14 protein-coding genes and 1 pseudogene are annotated in these 17,634 nt (G+C 66.0%); 9 read left to right on the top strand and 6 right to left on the bottom strand.

Going from position 1 to position 17,634, the window contains the following annotated elements; all coding sequences use genetic code 11:
- Nucleotides 1-104: 104 nt before the first annotated feature.
- Nucleotides 105-1,328, top strand: coding sequence for a VanZ family protein (locus EII35_RS14310; RefSeq protein WP_125229143.1), 1,224 nt, complete (start codon nt 105-107; stop codon nt 1,326-1,328).
- On the opposite strand, the gene EII35_RS14305 is transcribed toward EII35_RS14310, so the two are convergent.
- The gene (locus EII35_RS14305; RefSeq protein ID WP_125229142.1) at nt 1,256-2,290 is read right to left on the bottom strand and encodes a YdcF family protein; all 1,035 of its coding nucleotides are present in this window, start codon (nt 2,288-2,290) and stop codon (nt 1,256-1,258) included. The two genes, EII35_RS14310 and EII35_RS14305, sit on opposite strands and share 73 nt — an antisense overlap.
- Before the next feature lie 97 nt (nt 2,291-2,387).
- On the bottom strand, nt 2,388-2,831 hold the full coding sequence (locus EII35_RS14300) for a protein-tyrosine phosphatase family protein (RefSeq protein ID WP_125229141.1): 444 nt from the start codon (nt 2,829-2,831) through the stop codon (nt 2,388-2,390).
- Between the two features lie 30 nt (nt 2,832-2,861).
- On the opposite strand from EII35_RS14300, the gene EII35_RS14295 reads away from it, so the two are divergent.
- From EII35_RS14295 to EII35_RS14280, 4 genes are all read left to right on the top strand, one after another.
- Nucleotides 2,862-4,271, top strand: a complete 1,410-nt coding sequence (locus tag EII35_RS14295) for a hypothetical protein (protein ID WP_125229140.1) — start codon at nt 2,862-2,864, stop codon at nt 4,269-4,271.
- A gap of 28 nt (nt 4,272-4,299) precedes the next feature.
- Nucleotides 4,300-4,677, top strand: a complete 378-nt coding sequence (locus EII35_RS14290; protein ID WP_125229139.1) for a hypothetical protein — start codon at nt 4,300-4,302, stop codon at nt 4,675-4,677.
- A gap of 226 nt (nt 4,678-4,903) precedes the next feature.
- On the top strand, nt 4,904-5,722 hold the full coding sequence (erm, locus tag EII35_RS14285) for a 23S ribosomal RNA methyltransferase Erm (protein ID WP_125229138.1): 819 nt from the start codon (nt 4,904-4,906) through the stop codon (nt 5,720-5,722).
- Complete coding sequence (locus tag EII35_RS14280; RefSeq protein WP_185744365.1) at nt 5,719-6,051, top strand: helix-turn-helix domain-containing protein; 333 nt, start codon at nt 5,719-5,721, stop codon at nt 6,049-6,051. Before erm ends, EII35_RS14280 begins: the two co-directional genes overlap by 4 nt.
- Here the strand turns inward: EII35_RS14280 and EII35_RS14275 are convergent.
- Complete coding sequence (locus EII35_RS14275) at nt 5,985-7,112, bottom strand: glycosyltransferase family 4 protein (protein ID WP_185744364.1); 1,128 nt, start codon at nt 7,110-7,112, stop codon at nt 5,985-5,987. The two genes, EII35_RS14280 and EII35_RS14275, sit on opposite strands and share 67 nt — an antisense overlap.
- A 137-nt stretch (nt 7,113-7,249) precedes the next feature.
- On the opposite strand from EII35_RS14275, the gene EII35_RS14270 reads away from it, so the two are divergent.
- Nucleotides 7,250-8,083, top strand: coding sequence for an SDR family oxidoreductase (locus tag EII35_RS14270; protein WP_125229135.1), 834 nt, complete (start codon nt 7,250-7,252; stop codon nt 8,081-8,083).
- Nucleotides 8,084-8,190: 107 nt separating this feature from the next.
- On the opposite strand, the gene EII35_RS14265 is transcribed toward EII35_RS14270, so the two are convergent.
- Nucleotides 8,191-8,808 carry a TetR/AcrR family transcriptional regulator gene (locus tag EII35_RS14265; RefSeq protein ID WP_125229134.1) on the bottom strand — a complete coding sequence of 206 codons (618 nt, stop codon included), beginning with the start codon at nt 8,806-8,808 and terminating at the stop codon, nt 8,191-8,193.
- A gap of 151 nt (nt 8,809-8,959) precedes the next feature.
- Between EII35_RS14265 and EII35_RS16030 the strand changes: the two genes are divergently transcribed.
- From EII35_RS16030 to EII35_RS14255, 3 genes are all read left to right on the top strand, one after another.
- Nucleotides 8,960-9,115 carry a hypothetical protein gene (locus tag EII35_RS16030; protein ID WP_185744363.1) on the top strand — a complete coding sequence of 52 codons (156 nt, stop codon included), beginning with the start codon at nt 8,960-8,962 and terminating at the stop codon, nt 9,113-9,115.
- On the top strand, nt 9,112-9,840 hold the full coding sequence (locus tag EII35_RS14260) for a GAP family protein (RefSeq protein ID WP_125229133.1): 729 nt from the start codon (nt 9,112-9,114) through the stop codon (nt 9,838-9,840). The genes EII35_RS16030 and EII35_RS14260 overlap by 4 nt, the downstream gene beginning before the upstream one ends.
- A gap of 287 nt (nt 9,841-10,127) precedes the next feature.
- Nucleotides 10,128-13,535, top strand: coding sequence for a DEAD/DEAH box helicase (locus EII35_RS14255; RefSeq protein ID WP_260465144.1), 3,408 nt, complete (start codon nt 10,128-10,130; stop codon nt 13,533-13,535).
- A gap of 62 nt (nt 13,536-13,597) precedes the next feature.
- Here EII35_RS14255 and EII35_RS14250 read toward each other — a convergent pair whose 3' ends face one another.
- Nucleotides 13,598-16,774, bottom strand: a complete 3,177-nt coding sequence (locus EII35_RS14250) for a DEAD/DEAH box helicase (RefSeq protein ID WP_125229132.1) — start codon at nt 16,772-16,774, stop codon at nt 13,598-13,600.
- Nucleotides 16,775-17,091: 317 nt separating this feature from the next.
- A pseudogene (locus EII35_RS14245) lies at nt 17,092-17,634 on the bottom strand (IS3 family transposase); the annotation flags it as partial.

Raw genomic sequence — 17,634 nt, 5'->3', positions numbered from 1 at the left:
AACGCACGATCCAGTGCGCTCTTCGTCGTCCGCCTTGCCAAGGGGCCACCGTGACGATCCTCGTCACGATCCCCCTATCCGCGCACCCTCTTATACTCGCGGGCATGTCTCCATGGATCTGGTCAGGTCAGGCGGCGCTCATCGTCGGCGGGCTCTCCTTCGCAGTCCTGTGGATCCCCATGCTGGTGCTCCAGTACCGGCGCTGGGGGTCATGGAACCTGGCCCGACTCCTCGGCTCCCTCGCCATCTCGCTCTATGGTTCGGCGCTGGTCACCTACACCCTCCTCCCGCTGCCCGACCGGGCCTCGATGCAGTGCACCCCGGGCTCGTACTCCCCGCAGTTGACCCCGTTGCGGATGGTCGGCGACATCGCGACGGTGATCGAACGGCGCACATCCTGGACCCAGGCGCTGACGAACACCACCTTCCTCCAGGTGGCGTTCAACGTGGTGTTGTTCGTGCCGTGGGGAATCATCGTGCGGCGTCACCTGCGCAGGGGGTTCGTCTTCACCGTCGTGACCGGGTTCCTGGTCAGTCTGGCGATCGAGAGCACCCAGGGGACGGGGCTGTGGGGCATCTACCCGTGCCCCTACCGTCTGGCGGACGTCGACGACCTCATCACGAACACCGCCGGGGCGTTTCTCGGCGCACTCATCGCCCCGCTCGTGCTGTGGTGGATGCCGGACGCCAAGACCTTGGCAGAGCGGCGGCTCGACCCCAGGCCAGTCACCGCGACCAGACGCTGGACAGGACAACTCATCGATCTGGCCCTGTACCTGCTCCTCTCGACGTTCCTGCACGTCGTCACCTCGATCCCGCTCCTGTTGCTCCGGTGGGGTCCCGAGGAGACGAGAACGCTGGCGATCCGAACCGCCGTGGAAGTGGTCGTCTGGTTGCTGGTGTTCGTCCTGCCCCCGTCGCGCCATCTCGGTGCCTCGCCCGGCCAGGCCGCGGTCTGGTTGACCCCGATGTGGTGTGATCGCGACGGGAACCTGACCCATGGGCGATGGTGGCGACGACTGGCGCGGGCCAACGTCGTCGCCCTGCCCTACATGGCGCTGTCCACCTGGGCGGTGTGGTACGACGTCCCGATCACCACGGTGATCTGGGCTCCCCTGGTGGTGCTGTCGGTCGCACTGGTCCCCTTCACCCTCACCCACCGGAGCCTGAGCGGCTGGCTCACCCGCGCCCGGTTCGTCGACATCCGCACCCTCCACGACGACGAGGCCGTGCGGAGGGATCGGGGCGGGTTCCGTCAGCCCAGCCAAGCGAGCAGCGCGACCAGCAACGTCAACGGGAGCGTGGCCACCGCCAACCCGACCCCATAGGCCACGGGCGAGTTCCGCACCACGGCGACGAACTCACGCAGCATCGCGCTGGGCCAGTAGTACCAGGCGGTTCGGGCCCCCACCACCTGGATGGTGGTTCCCAGGTCCCTGGCGAGGAGTGCCGCCCGCATCGCGTGATAGTTGCTGGTGACGGCCAGGCCCGTGGCCCCTGCCCCCAGCCTCGGTTCCGCCACGACGAGGTCCTTGGAGAACTGGAAGTTCTCCTGGGTGGAGGTGGAGCGATCCTCCAGCATGAGGGCCGCATCGGGGACGCCCTGCTCCCTCGCGTAGCCGGCCATGGCCGTCGCCTCGCTCACGGGCTCGTCCGGACCCTGTCCCCCGCTCATCACCAGGAGTGGTTGCCGACCCAGCGCGACCTCGTGGCGCCAGACGTCGATGGCACGATCGATGCGCCCCTTGAGCAGTGGGGTCACCCTGCCGGAGGGCACACCCGCCCCCAGCACCATGATGAAGTCCGGATGGACCCGGCCGACGATCCGCTGGTACAGCCACGAGTAGCCGACGAAGCAGAAGAACAGCAGCGCCACCCAACCGGTGGCGAGCATGACGAACACGACGACGGGGATGGCCCGGGTCTCGCCGACGATGAGGACCCCGACGCACACGACCATGGCTCCGACGAGCCCGATCCCTGCCAAGAGGGACAACGAGTGCGCCAGCGACACCCGTTCCCGACGAAGCATGACGACACCGTTGAGGATGAGGAATCCTGCCAGACCGATGGCCAGCAACGGCGAGAGACCGATGAGAAGGAACACGACGGCGGCAGGGGCGCCGAATCCCAGCAGCGCCAGCACCTGGATACCCAACAGCAGGGTCGCGATCACCCAGCCCGCGTTGGCGAGCCGACGGGGTTCCTGACGCAGACGTCGCCACGTGGCCCTGCCCACGAGGAACAGCGGCAGCAGCAACACCAGTCCAGCAAGGGTGATTCCACTCACACACGCACCATAACCGTCCTCCGACGTCCCACCTCCCCGCGCGGTCCCGATTCCGGGACACCCCCGGGAGGCCACCCGACCACCGTCCGGCCCTCCGTCACTCCGAGGTCGCAACCATCCACCCGGCGCGCCGGACCCAGGTCTGCTGCCATGGGGTCTCCACAGCCCTCGTCCGGTAGTGGCGTCGGATCCAGCCGACGGCGTCCTCCGGGTCGACGCCACTCAACACGGCCAGCACGGCGAGGGCGCTACCCGTACGACCCCCGCCACCCCTGCAGGAGATCTCGACCCGTTCGTTCGGGGCGCGCAGCCACGCCTCCCGCAGCACGGCCACCGCGTCCGGCGTGGAGGACGGAACCCAGAAGTCACGCCACCTCACCCACCGAAGGGGCCACGGTCTCGAAGGGGGACGTCTCCCCGCCAGGACCACCTGGAAGTCAGGCCTGGGTTCACCCTCCCGGGAACTGCCGGCCCCACGGCCACGGATGCGCCGCCCATCGGGCAACTCCACCACACCCGGCACCTCGCCCCAACCAGTCATGGGTCGAGCCTGCCATGAAAGAATCAACGCATGTGTGATTCCCCGGGATCCCACGCGGCCCGGCTTCCCAGCCCGTACGCACTGGCTGAGCAGCTGGTGGAGGTCACGGCTGAGGGCGGTGACGTGGACCACCTGATCCTCTCCTGGCCACCTCGGACCCTCATTGAGGTCGATACGGCGACGAGGAGTGACCGATTCCACTTCGAACCGCCCGGCAGGAGCACCGACGCGCTGCTTCGTCGACGTCACCGATCCGACGACGTGGCGGTGCTCAGCATGACCCACGACGGGCACCGCAGGGAGGCCGCCGTCCGGCAGCTGGCCACCCGCCCGGGGGTGGCCGCGGATCGGCTGCTGGCACTGCGGCTGGGCGACCACGTGCCCCAGGTCCGGGAAGCGGCGTGGCAGACCCTCCTCCAGCGCCCGCTCACCCCTCAAGTCGGGGTGGTGGTTCCGGTACTCGTCGCTCTGCGGGGACGGCTGGTGGCCGCCCATGCGCTCGACGACTACGCCAGCGTCGTCGGGGAAGGGTTGGGACGTCCGCTGTGGCAGCATTTCCTGACTGATCCGGACCGCATGACGAGACGGTGGGCCGTCACGGAACGGATCAACCATGGACTGGACCCCGCCACCGCGATGGATCTGCTTGCCCGCGAACGAGACCTGGTGCTGATGAGGGCGTTGGCGGAGGTCGCCGTCGCGGATCCGGGGGTGGCGCGACAGTTGCTGACCGGCAGGACCGCCGTCGGGCGGCGGCGAGCCCTCGAGGCGCTGCCCGAAGCCGAGTTGTCGGCAGCACTGTTCGCGACCCTGGTCGATCGCTCCGCGATGGTGCGCGCCATGGCGGCCTTCCGGGCGTCGACATCGGGGATCGACGTCACGCGGTGGTACCGGGACCGGTGGTCCGAGTTCCGGGACCCGTGGGCGCTGGCCGGGTTGTTGGAGACCGGGGGCGTGTTGCCCCGGTCAGAGGCCCGCGCGCTGCTCACATCGCCCTCCACACGGCTGAGGAGACTGGGGGTTCGGATGCTGGCTCGCCTGGGGGTCGAGCGTGACGACCTTCCGCTGCTGTGGTCGATGCTGGAGGGCGCAGCCTCCTCCCAGGTGGTTCGCACCCTGTCCCGCTCGTACTGCTGGGGGTGGGCGGACATCGCCTGGCGGTGGGAGGGCGCCGACCCCCGCATGCGGCGTCGACTGTGGCGACTCCTGTCCAGCCGAACGGGATGGGACGAGGTGCGGGCCCATCTGCTGGCGGCCTGCGACCCCCGGATCTCGGGGCTCGGGAGGGCGGGGCTCGGCGCGTGGGCGGTGGACCGGGCCAGCCGCATGTACCACTCCCCCACCCCCGAGCAACGGGACCACCTGTTGGGTCTGCTGGACAACGCTGACATCCCAGTCTGGCAGCGGGACCGGATCCGTTTTCTCGTCGCCTCGGGATGAGCGACGGCTGCGCCCATATCCTTGCGCCATGGACACCCCGATGCGGATTCCGGCAGATTCCGGGTTCAGGAGTTTGTGGCTGCAGAACATGGTCGGGCGCGAACTGATGACCCACGTGAGACAGCGGACACGAGATGAACTGCCCCCGGACCTCAGCACGGAGGCACGCGAGGCAGCGCTCAGGGCCATCGATGATGCGTTGTACTCCCTGACCATGCTGGTTGACGGCATCTTCGCACCGACACGGGATGAGACCGGGAGGATCCAGTTCCAGGTCGACCTGGTGGGCAGGTTGCAGGATGTCGAGACCGGTGAGGTGCTGCATGCGGAATCGCTGCACGACGGCGACGGGGCGTGCGGCTGGATGGCGGGATGGCTCGAGGGCGATTTCGGGGAACACTCCTGAGGAGATGACCGATCCGGTTGATACGGATCTACGCATCCTCTGCCCTTGGGCTGGTCGTGGGACCGATTGAGTCCCTATGCTCGGGGCCATGTTGATCTGCTGCACTGCTTCGCTGCGTCTGCGCAGCCGTTGACAGCGGGAGCACCGTCCGCTGCTCCCGCCCCGGCCCTCCCCGCCGGGCGGCCCCTCGAGCGTGCCCGGCTCCACGACCGACACGGAGCAAGCAGTGCCCACAATCCGACTTGGCCGTCATGAGAACGGCCAGAATTTCCTGACCGACCGCGCCGTCATCGCCACCTTCGTCGACCTCGTCGCCTCCACCCGGGGACCCATCCTCGAGATCGGGCCGGGAGACGGAGCGTTGTCGGTTCCCCTCGCCCGGCTCGGGCGCCCACTGACTGTCGTCGAGATCGACCCCCGCCTGGCACGGCGGGTTCGTCGTCGTCTTCCCCGTCAGGTGCGGGTGGTGACAGCCGATGTCCTGAACCATCGCCTGCCCGAGAGCCCTCATGTGGTGGTGGGAAACCTGCCTTTTCACCAGACCACGGCCATGCTGCGGCACCTGCTGCATGCGCCGTCGTGGACTGACGCCGTCCTCATCACCCAGTGGGAGGTGGCCCGTCGCCGGGCCGGTGTGGGCGGGGCCACCATGATGACCGCGCAGTGGGCCCCGTGGTTCACGTTCACCCTGCACGGTCGGGTCCCGGCCGGGGCCTTCTCACCACGGCCCGGGGTCGACGGTGGGCTCCTCGTCGTGCATCGACGCGAGCAGCCGCTGCTGCCGCTCCGGCACCGACGTCGATTCCAGGCCTTGGTTCACCGCGTCTACACGGGCCCGGGAAAGGGCCTGGCGGGGATCCTGCCCAACGTCACTCCACTCGCCTCACCTCGTGAGGCGAGGCGCTGGCTGGAACGGCACGGCGTCGACCCCTTGGCCCTGCCACGCGCCATGCAGCCCGAGGCATGGGTGGATCTGTTCGCAGTGACCGGATCGTCACCACCTCCCCGTCGGGTGGCCGAACAAGGCCGGGGGCGACGCCGATGAGCCGCCCCGCCGCCGAGCGCGCGGCTCTGCTGCTGGCTGAGCACCCCGAACGCCAGTGGCGGCTGGAGGAACTGGCCTCCCTCGTCCATCTCTCGGTCTCCCAACTGGGGCGGGTGTTCACACGCAGATTCGGTGAGCCACCCATGCGGTCCCTCGCCCGGATCCGCGCCCGGCGGATGGCGCAGCTCCTGGCCGGGACCGATCTGTCCGTGGACGAGACGATGCGCAGGGTCGGATGGCACAGCCGAGGGCATGCGGCTCGTCAGTTCCGGGCGGTGGTGGGGGTGACTCCGTCTGAGTATCGGGCGATGATGCGGGAGAAGAGCTGACCGTACTGGGTGGCGGTGGCGGCCCAGGAGAACCGTGACCGGGCGATGCGGCGGATCTCCTCAGGCGGGGCGAGTGCCTCACGGGAGAACCCGGCGACGAGGCCCGGGAAGGACTCCGGGGCGACGCAGCATCCCGTCACCCCCTCGGTGATGATCTCCGGGATCGAGGATTCGGTCGTCCCGAGAACCGGGACGCCGAGTTTCTGCGCCTCGATGACGGCGAGCGGGAATCCGTCGGAACGGCTGGGGGCCAGCATCGCCGTCGCCTGACGGTAGGTCTCCCAGGCCGCCTGCTGGGGCTGGTGGCCGAGCCAGGTGATGCGATGATCCGTGACCCGCTCGGCGTCGCGACGCAGCCGTTCCTCCACCGACCCCACGACGAGCAGCCTGTCCTGCGGTTCCGCAACCTCGAGGAATGCGGCAAGCGACAGGTCCAGACCCTTGTGGTACTGGGCTCCTGAATGGACGAAGATCCTCCCCGTCCCAGCAGGAATCACCTCGGGCTGGGGTTCGGGGACCTCGGAGTCGGATGCGATGACCTGCACCTCGACGGCGTTGCCAGCCTCCTGTCTGATCCGTCGGGCCAGCCACTGGCTGGGGGCGACAACGGCGTCGGCGTTGCGGATGGACCACGACTGGAGTTCGAAGGCGACATCGGGGGCGGTGTCGTAGTCCTCCAACCAGCAGTGTTTGGTCAACACCCAGGGCACACCCCAGGCCTCGGAGGCGAGAGCGGCAGGGATGGCGCTCATGAATCCATGGGCGTGAATGATGTCCGGGCGCTCGGCCCGTCCGGAGAGGAACCCCATGAGGGAACTCCATTCGATGAGCCGGGAGACGGAGAAGGAACTCGGCCCCGTGCTGGGAAGGGCACGGAACTGGAGGGCTTTCCCGTCGACCATCGCGCCGGGGGCGGCGACGGTGGTCTCCCAAGCAGGGGCGAGGTGCCGGGAGAGCTGGTCGACGTAGACCCCGACCCCACTGACTGCGGGTCGATGGTCGGAGGCCAGGACAAGCACTCGCCCCCGGGGCTGCTCCCCCACCGAATCAGACGACGCCACGGGCACTCCTTTCCCCACCTCGCATGCAACTCCGCCCCCAAGGGCCGCGTTATGTCATTTTAGTGAGTTTCTGTGCTCAACCGCCCAATAATGCATAACTCCGGCGCATTCCACCGGATTCTGTTCTACTGGAATGCATGAGCAATGACGTTGCGAACTCCCTGGCGCGTGACCCGCTGCCGTTGCGTGGGAGGTCCGTCGTGGTGACCGGGGTCAGCCGTCGGGCGGGGATCGGTTACGCCACCGCGTGCCGGTTGGCGGCTTACGGAGCGAGCGTGTTCTGTCATCACTTCTCACCCCACGACGCCGAGCAGGACTGGGGCGCGGACGATCTCGACGCCGTGTTGGATGGGGTCCGCTCCCACCTGGTCGGCGATGCCCGGGTGGCCGATCTTCATGCTGATCTCGCCGAACCTGACGCACCGGAGCGAGTGATCGCGGCAGCCGTCGAGGAGTTCGGTCGACTCGACGGCCTGATCTGCAACCAGGCGTTGAGTGGATCGGACGGAGCCATCGGCGAACTGAGCGCTGCGGACCTGGATCGTCACTGGCGGGTGGACGCCCGCGCGTCGATCCTGCTGGCCCAGGCCTTCGCCACGCATCACGACGACGGCAGCCCGGCCTCGATCGTGTTCCTGACCTCCGGGCAGGGCCTGGGCCCGATGCCCGGCGAGGTGGCCTATGCAGCAGCGAAAGCCGCCTTGGCTGGGGTAACGACGACCATCGCCGACCAGCTCGCCGACCGCGGCATCCGGGTGAACACCGTCAATCCCGGCCCGGTCGACACCGGCTATCTGACCCAGGAGATGTGGCGGGCGATTGAGCCCATGTTCCCCTTCGGCCGTGTCGGCCACCCTGAAGACCCGGCCCGGCTCATCGCGTGGCTCACCACCGACGAGGCAGCTTGGATCACCGGCCAAGTGATCAACACCGAGGGAGGATTCGGCCGCTGGCGCCCACGCGGCGAATGATCCAGCCAACTCCGCGCGAACCAGCGTTGGCTGCCGAGGGACCAGCGGAACCAGGGGTCGAACTGGATCACGCAGGCGAGCAGGCCCTCACCTTCCTCACGCCACGTTCAGGGCTGCACGGCGCGACCGTCCGCCGCATTGCCCGAGCGAATGGCAGACATCTCGCCTCGGATGATGTCGAGCGCCCAAGCAGGATCATCATCGGGGCGATGGTGAAGCAGATGGAAGGCCAGTCCATCGATCAGTGCGTGCAGACGCTGAGTCGCCGCATCCACGTGACGAGGATCCCGGGATGGCCCGGACAGCAGCTCCACCAGCCGCGTCGTCACTTCGCGTAGCTGCTGGTGCACCCGATCCCGGATGGCGAGAAGGTCAGGAAGCGCTACCGCCTCGGCCATGAGCGCCAGGTTGACCTCCAGCTCTGCCCTCGAATCCTCGGTCAAGGGGAGCAACTGTTCGATGACGTTGAACGCATACTCCTCGGGATCCTCGCTCCACGGGACGGCGAGGACACGCTCGGTTGCACGTTGCAGCATCAACTCGGCGGAGAACGTCATCAACTCCGCGCGGGTGGGGAACACGTGCCGCAGCGAACCAACCACAAGCCCCGCCTGCTCCGCGACACTGCGCACGGACACCGCCGAGATGCCCCGGGTCAGGATCACCTGCCAGACAGCGTGGGCCAGCTGCGCTTTCCGCGCGTCACGATCAAGCCTCGGAGTCACGACGCCCACCGTAGCACGATCGTGCTAATCTCCTCATGTAGCACAGTCGTACTACATGAGAGAGGTGATTCGGGTGCGGGTACCTAGACTTCATTGCCCCATCACCCCAGTGCCGCTCCTTGCGGGGGTCGTGGCATCAAATCGCTGTGGGGTGATCCAGGACACGGTCGAGGTGGATGCCGGTCCCGGAGCGACCCATGTGGGGTGCAGCATCATCGTCGACGGCCAGGTTGTTGCCAGCCGCCGCGCTGAGGGCGGCTTGGCGAAGGCGACCTGCGAGCGCGGCCTGCGGCTCGGGCCATCATGACGGCCACAGCTCTCGGAACGCTGGCCGTGCTCGCTCTCATCGACTCGACGAGCTTCGGCACACTGCTGATCCCGGTCTGGCTCCTCACGGCACCCGGACGGTTGCGCGCCGGTCGAATCCTGGCATTCCTGGGCGTGGTCGCAGGAGCGTACTTCTGCATCGGGCTGGCACTGATGTTCGGGGCGACAGCATTGTTCGATGCATATGGTCATCTGCTCCACACACGCGAATTCCTCTACGCACAGCTCGGCCTCGGAGTGGGCCTGTTCCTTCTCAGCAGCCTTCTGGACACCAAGAAGTCACGCACCCGAGCCGCAGAACGAGCGGCGGCCGGTGGCGGCAGGCTCCTGAGATGGCGCAGACGGGTCATGGGAGGCGACGCATCCACGGGATCGACCGCGGCACTCCTCGGCCTTGCTCTCACCGCCGTTCTCGTCGAGACACCAGCGATGCTGCCCTATCTGGCCGGGATCGGGATCATCACGACGCAGGCCATGGGTTGGCCGGGCGAAGGTCTGCTGCTCCTGGGCTACTGCCTGGTCATGATCCTTCCAGCCCTGGCACTCACCGCAGCGAGGATCGTCGCACGATCCGTGGTTGAAGCCCCCCTGACAAAACTTGATGGGTGGTTGACAAGGAAAGCGCAGACCACGACCGCCTGGATCATCGGGATCGTCGGCTTCATTCTCGCCGCGCGAGCGGCACACGATCTCTGGTGGAGCTAGCGGGAGGCTTGTCAATACTTGCCCCGCCGTTGGTTCGGATCGGTTCGTTGCACCAGTCGATTCGCATCCGCGTGCTCACGGCCGGCCGCGAGGAGCCGCTCCCGCGTAGGCTCCCTTACGCAGGCAAGGACCTGCTCGACGTGGCACAGAGACAGTACGAGGCTGGCGCCACGTTGCGAGAGCTCACCAACGAGCTCGGCATCGGTCGGGAGCGACTGGCCTTACTGCTGCGGGACCGGGGTGTACGGATGCGGCGTGCTACATCGTCGCCGGATGAGGTGCGGGAGATGGCTCGTCGCTATGCCGGTGGTGAGTCGCTCGAACGCGTGGGCAAACACCTCGGATTCTCACCCAGCACAGTCCGCAACCATCTCCGATCTGCCGGCATAGTGCTGCGTGATGCGCACGGACGTGAAAGACAGCGAACCACGTCGATCGCCGAGACTGGGCGCCGGGCGGCTGTGACAACCCGATCAGGCAAGATGAGGGGCATGGGAGTGGATCGGGTCAGAGATGAGCGGCTGCGGATTCTGTCGTTCTGGTGGATGTTGGAGTTGTTCAGCCCGCAGCGGATACCAGCGTTGACGCGTCGAGCAACCCGCCCGTCGGATCGTCAGGTGATCGCGTGGCAGGCCGGGGATCCTCTCCCCTGGGAGACACTGGCTCCGCCCGAGCCGTTCAACGGGACCCGAAGGATCTGGCGTCACACCGTATATCTGGGCGTCTACAAGCTTGACGCGACCTACGAGGCGTTGGGCCGAGTGTTCGGCGAGGATCCCGATGCCTACGACAAGCGACCTGAGGGTGAGAGTGCCTGTGCCGGTCTCCTGATCAGTCACGACGGTCGGCTGGTCACCGATTCGGCGGTTCTGTCATCTGCGCTTTGGGCCGCCGGTCGTACGCGAGATCCAGGACCGAGCAATCCGCGCTGGATGGACGGGTTCGACGAGGCCGCGGAAGAGTTCGTCGATTCGATTGACGCCTTTGAAGGCGCCCGCCGTGATGCCGATGGCGGAGAGCAGCCTCCGCCTTACGACTCGGACTCGCTGAACAAGTTGCTGAAGCTGTCCCATGTCGCTGCCGGAGTCGACGGCTTTGATGACCTCGCAGACGATCGCGTGGTCATCGAGAGCGTGGCGGTGTCGGCACGACGAGCCGAGGACGGCACAGACACCGACTTCTTGAACAGCTTCTACCTCGACGACCTCGCGGCCGTACGCGACCATGTCGCACGCGGAGATCTCGGCGCCGGTCTCGCCACGTACCTCACCGGCGACCAGACGCTGCCTGTGTCCGACCGGATCGATGTCGTCACACACCCGGGCGCGGTCAACGCAGGAACCGGGATCAAGCGCCTCCCCAAGGGCCGATGGCCGGCCAACCCAGACCACTCGCTGGCCCTGAGCCAGCAGTTCGCCGTCAATCGAGCGCTGAACGACCTCGGGCACAGCAGTGGTCTCATGGGCGTCAACGGTCCGCCGGGCACGGGCAAGACGACCATGCTGCGCGATATCCTCGCCGGGAACGTCGTCGAGCGAGCCCGACGACTCGCAGCGCTGACTCGGCCATCGCATGCCTTCACCGAAGTCACCCATCGATGGTCCGACGGCGAAGGCCACGACCGGATCGTTCGCCAACTCAAACCCGAGCTGACAGGGTTCGAGATGGTCGTCGCGTCGGCGAACAACGCGGCCGTCGAGAACGTCACCACCGAGATCCCCGACGAGGACGCAATCGAAGCGCCGTGGCGCGGCCACGTCGACTACTTCGGTGATATCGCAACCAAGATCCTCCAAGACGTGACTGGAAGCGATTCCACCAGCGACGCGACACCGCCAACAGCCTGGGGTCTCGTCGCCGCTCGACTCGGCAGAAAGAGGAACCGTTCGGCCTTCCACTCAGCATTCTGGTTCGATGAAAAGGACCCCAAGACCAAGAAGCCTGTCAAGAACGGCGTTCCAAGGATGCAGACCAGGCTGGTACAGTGGCGCGACTGCGAGGTTCCCTACACGCCCTGGGCACAAGCACGCGAGGCGTTCCACGCTGCCGAACAACGCGTCGACGCGCTCATCCGACAACGGGCGCAGGCCGAGGATCGGCTCCGGCGAGTCCCAGAACTCGCTGAACGTGAACGCGGTCTGGAAGCGGCGTTCGAACAGGGACTCCGAGATCTGAACCGGGCCCAACACGATCTGTCTCAGCATCAGCCCGTTCAGCAGCAGGCAGACGCAGCCCGCGCGCAAGCTGCCGCCAGCCACGACCGACACCTTGCTACGAAGCCCGGCGTACTGGAGACAATCTTCTCCTTCGGGCGAGCCGTACGAGCGTGGCGCGCACGCCTCAACGACTTGTCGCGAGCCCAGGACAACGCCGAGCAACACCACCGAGAAGTGCGCGATCGTGGGCAACGGCTCCGTGATGCCGTGCAGCATGCCCATGCACGGCTGTCCTCAGTCCAACACGACTTGGACGGGCTCCGAGATCAACGGGCCAGGCTTCAGGCTCAGTGTGCTCAGGACGAAGAGCGGTTCGGTGTGGCCTATCCCGGCCCGGCATGGCAGGGCGACCAGCGAGAGCTGCACGCCCCCTGGCTCGACAAGGAGCTTGACACCGCCCGGTCGGATCTGTTCGTCGCGGCACTCCAACTACACCAAGATTTCCTCGCCAACACCGCACGCGACATGCTGAACGGGCTGCGCGCCGCCGGTGAGGTCGTCGCTGGGAACTACCCCCGCGACCTCGAGCCCGAGAAGCTCCGGGCTGCCTGGCAACTGTTCTTCCTCGTCGTCCCGTTGATATCCACAACCTTCGCCTCGGCCAGCCGGATGTTCAGCGGCATCGGCTCCGAGGCGATCGGCTGGCTCCTCATCGACGAAGCTGGACAAGCCTCCCCCCAGTACGCCGCCGGCGCGATCTGGCGCGCGCAACGCATCGTCGCAGTAGGCGACCCGCTCCAGCTCGAGCCCGTCGTCACACTCCCCGAGAAGGCACAACGCAACATTGCCAGCAACTACGGCCTCAGCACGACCTGGATCCCGCCACGCGCCTCCGTCCAGACCCTGGCCGACCGCGTCACGCCGTTCGGGACCCAGCTTGATCAGGGCGAGGACAAAGTCTGGGTCAGCGCGCCACTCCTGGTGCACCGACGCTGCGACAACCCGATGTTCACTCTGTGCAACCAGATCGCCTACAACAACCTCATGGTCAACGGCGTCCACCGTGATCTCGACGACCCCGACGAGCGCTTCGACAGCCCAACCGGACCGCTCATCGCCTCCAGCTACTGGGCCGACGAGCCGGCCAACAGCCCAGGCAGCCATCTCCAACCAAGCCAGATCGAGCGGTTCGAGAAGGCCCTCGCCTACTTGAACGACCACGGCATCCCGCCGTCGGAGGTCATCGCCATCTCCCCGTTCCGAGCCGTCGCAGATCGCCTCCGCAGCCTCATCCCGAAATATCAGGGCCTCCAAGCCGGAACCATTCACACAGCGCAAGGACGCGAGGCTGACGTCGTGATCCTCGTCCTCGGCGGTGACCCCAGCAAACCGGGAGCACCCGCCAACTGGGCACGCACCCCGAACCTTGTCAACGTTGCCGCCAGCCGCGCCAAACGCCGTCTCTACGTCATTGGTGATCGCTCCTTTTGGGCGCGCCACAACTACTTCCGAGACCTGTCCAACGCACTCGTTCAATAGCCCGTACAGACGACGCGGGCGCCGATGTCTGTTTCGTCGAAGATCCGTACGGCTATTGCCGCTCAGTCCGATCCGTAGACCTCAAACCCACCTTTGGTCACGGTCTGCACATATGAAGCGGCACCAGCGATGAGCCGGAGTTGCTCATCACTCGCTGACCCTATGCTCAGGCCTGGCTGGGCAATGATTGTCGTGAACCGCGGGAACAGCAGCGACGCCTGCTGCCTGATCCGGAAGAGCATCTCACGGTCCCCGATTTCGAACGCCGTTCCTCCAAAGCGGCGCGTGTATCCGACGGCCCGGCGGTCGAGGTGTTCCAGGAGTGGCAACGCTGCCTTGTCTCGCCATCGCGCGCCGCGCATCGCTTGGCCGCAGACTTCGTAGAGGTCCTTTAGGCGGGATCCTGCGTCTGGTTTCGAGGAGTACTTGCAGTGCACGAGCGTGACATGCAGATCTCCTCCATCGACTCGGATGCCGACGAGGTCGGCCGCCTCACCCGACCTGTCATCGTCGATAAGGACGTCAAAGGTCTGGTTCTCACCGAGGTAGCGCGCCATGAAAGCCTGGATCGAGTCGGCTCTGCGATCGGGGCCCTGCGATTCGACCGCGATGTTCACACCTCCGGCGGTCCAGTCGAGAGAACGCAGGCTGTCACGGGGGTATGGCGGCAGCTCGGTTCGCGGGGCGAGCAGCCGGTCATCGCCGGTGATCAGTCGGTCGCCGGAGAGAAGGAGCGTGGGCTTGTGGTTGTTCAACCAGGTCGACAGAGGCGCTGTCGATCCGCGACCTCCCTCCACCGTGGCATCGTCACCCAGTGCACGGTAGTGAACACCGGTCGAACCGAACCGCCCCTCGTACGGAAGCTCCCACGTAGGTGTGACGACTGAGAAACGGAGTGGGCCGTCGACTCCGTAATCGTCGATCCTCAATCCGGCATCGGTCAGCGGAACGCCGTTGGCGTTGAAGACAACGCGTGGGGACGTCCCAGCGCCGACGTGGAGCTCCCATGGCCACTCAACCGCGAGAAACGGGTACGGGGGCCGCTCCTTGACGTCGACAGGGATGATCATGTCGCGGAACAGCGAGCGGACGTCAACAGACCTGTCCCGGAGCTTCGCTCCCTGATCGCGACACCATCGCCGCCACTCCGCAAGGTTCGACGCCGTTCGCATCGACCAGAATCTCCCGGACAGCGCCGCTGCGATCGTGACGCGCTCTCCCTCTTGGAACGCCTTGGCTGCGACGTGTGTGTTCGCCTTGTGGGTACGTTCAGCTTCTGTCAGTGCCGTCTCGACATCGCTTCCCACGTGCATCGAGAAGCGCTTGTCACGATCCCGAGCATCAAGGAGCCCAATGTTCGTCGGAACGAGGCGGTCGAGTTTTGCAAATACCTTGAAGGTGTCGTAACCGTTGACCGGCTCCGGTTCATGCCCGACCACTGCCTTGACGAGATCGTCCAGGCTGCATTTGGTATCCGAACAGTGGACATAGAGGAGACGCTGCGTCCGATCAAGGAAAAGCACGAAGAGCGTGTAGTCAGTAGCGCGCAGCGAAGGGATCTCACCCCAGCGGAGATCGGAGACCGTCTCGATCACGAACCAGGCAATGCTGTCATCACGGTTGACACTAATCAGGCCGTCCAAGACGCTGTCGCCGAACACGTCACGGGCCGCCAGCGGGTTCCAGTCCACGGTCGTCGTCGCGAAGGCACGAGCGCTCATCTTCGGTTCCAGCAGGCCAACAGGCACGTCAGGCGGATTGTCAACGAAAGAGGCCTCGAACTCGCTGATCTCGTCAGCTCTCTCGGTCGCACGCTCCGTAATGTCGCTGAGAACTTTATCCCAGTCGGGATCCTCTCGCAGGAGAAAACGCAACGGCGAGAGCGCCTGCTTCGGGTCTTGGCGGATGAAAACGCTCGCGGCTCCGATCGGGAGGGGAGATGACGTACGTGCGAGCCGGCCGATGAGCTGGATCATCGGGCTCAGGGACCGATGCGTGTCATGGAACGCTCCAACCTTGAGCGTGGGGAGGTCGAAGCCTTCGCCCAACATGTCGACGCAAACGATCACGCGACTGGACCGCTCCCGCATGGCTCGAATCGCCGCATCACGTTCACTCGCCCGCAGCGAGTCATAGATCACCTTCGGAGCGAACTCGGGAGCGAGCCGCGAGTACAGCGCGTGGATCTCGTCGGCGCGAGGCTTCGTCCCGACCCGCGCCAGGAGTAGGTGTTCGTGCCCGGCGTCCAGATCGCTACGAAGCCGCGACAGCGCGGCCCTGGCGAGCGCTTCGTCATCGTCATCCAGATCGAGGACCGCCGTGAAGTCAATCCTGCTGAAGTAGCCCTCTCTCTGTGCCTCCCGGAGCGGGAAACGAAAGATCACTCGACCCGGCAACGTCAGTCCGTCACGCCGGTAGGGCGTCGCGGTGAACAGCAAGACGGGACGCTCACCGAAGGCACGGATGATCTCCGTCCACGTTCGCGCTGGCGCGTGATGCGCCTCATCGACCAGGAGGTGCGTGAACCCAGAGAAGAACGCTCGCCGCACGGCAGCCTCCGACGCGTGGATCGCTTTCGGAGTCGCCACCACGACATTGCAGGCCGCCACGAAAGCGGCCGCGTCCTCTCCGCTGTCGAATCGTCCGGCGACTCGCCCGACCCGCGGTCTCATCGCTTCCGGCCCGACGATGCCCTCTCTCTGGAGGATGCCGAGCGTCTCAAACTTTGAGGCAATCTGCTCTCTCAGAGCCGAGGAAGGCACCAGGACGAGGACGCGTTTTGGACGCTGCGCGATCAGCCACGCCAACATGGTCTCGGTCTTGCCCGTCCCCGTCGGCATCACCACGATTCCTGGCTCTGTGAGGCCCGACGACTGGTATCCGACGATGGAATGCAGCGCACCGATCTGCGGGCGACGCAGGCTGTGCGCACGACTGTGGGACGGGAACCCGATCGCTCCGTCGAAGGAGTCTCGCACGGCATCCGAGGGTACAGGGCGCCTCGATCCCACCCAGGTGATCTCGTCGCTCGATGCCCCGTTCTCGGGGAGGACAGCGGCCAAGCCTTTTCCGCGCGATTCGTCTGGTCCTGATGCGGTCGGCCACTGTCCGTACCTGCTTCGAATGTGCGGAGCAGGCCCGACCGAGATCTCGAGTTCATCGTGGGCCGGGACCAGCAGTTGACGGACCGTGTTCTTCCCGATGACCTCCGTAGTCGCCCACACGTCGCTGGTTCTCACTGCAGCCACCCTGCGGTCGCACCAGCGCACGCTTCGGAAACAGTCGCGTCAACGTGGGATGGCCGTTGGCCAGATGATCTACGGAGCTTCCAACACAGGCATGCTTCAGCGCGCTGCGCCAGGTCTGGTGTTGTCACCGGGTGCCTCCTACCGGTGACACGGTCACCTATCTATAGATGCTCATTGGATTCATCATGCTGGACCGCACATGTTCTTCGTGAGCCGACACGCGGCCGGGCGCGAAAGGTGAAGCGTCTTGAGTTTTGTTCCGGGGTTAGGACGCAACGGTGAAGCGCCCTGGGTTTTGTTCCGGTGGTTTATGGGGGCGTCAGGGCTGACGTCCTTCCTTGATGGTACAGGGCTTCGATTTCGTGGGGGGTGTGGTAGTCAAGGGTCTCGTGGAGTCGTTGGTTGTTCCACCAGTCGACCCAGCACATGGTGTGGAACTCGACCTCGGTGACGCTGGGCCATGCGGCTCTGGCGTGGATGAGTTCGGTCTTGTAGAGACCGTTGACGGTCTCTGCCAGGGCGTTGTCGCAAGCGTCACCTCGGGACCCGACGGAGGCGTGGATCCCGGCATCGGTCAGGCGCTGGGTGTAGCGCATGGACACGTACTGGCAGCCACGATCGCTGTGATGGATCAGGCCTTGGAGGGCGTGGTCCTTCGCGGTGACCAGGGCGTGTTCGAGGGCTTCCAGGGGAAGCGCTTCGGTTGTCATGGTCGAGCGGGTGGACCAGCCAGCGATCCGACGGGAGAACGCATCGATCACGAACGCGGTGCAGGCTCCAGCCTGTGGTGGTGCGCACGTAGGTGATGTCAGCGACCCACAACTGGTTCGGGGCATCGGCTGTGAAACTAC

Source organism: Arachnia propionica, assembly GCF_003932785.1.
Lineage (GTDB): Bacteria > Actinomycetota > Actinomycetes > Propionibacteriales > Propionibacteriaceae > Arachnia > Arachnia propionica_B.
This window is presented reverse-complemented; position numbering and strand designations above follow the sequence as displayed.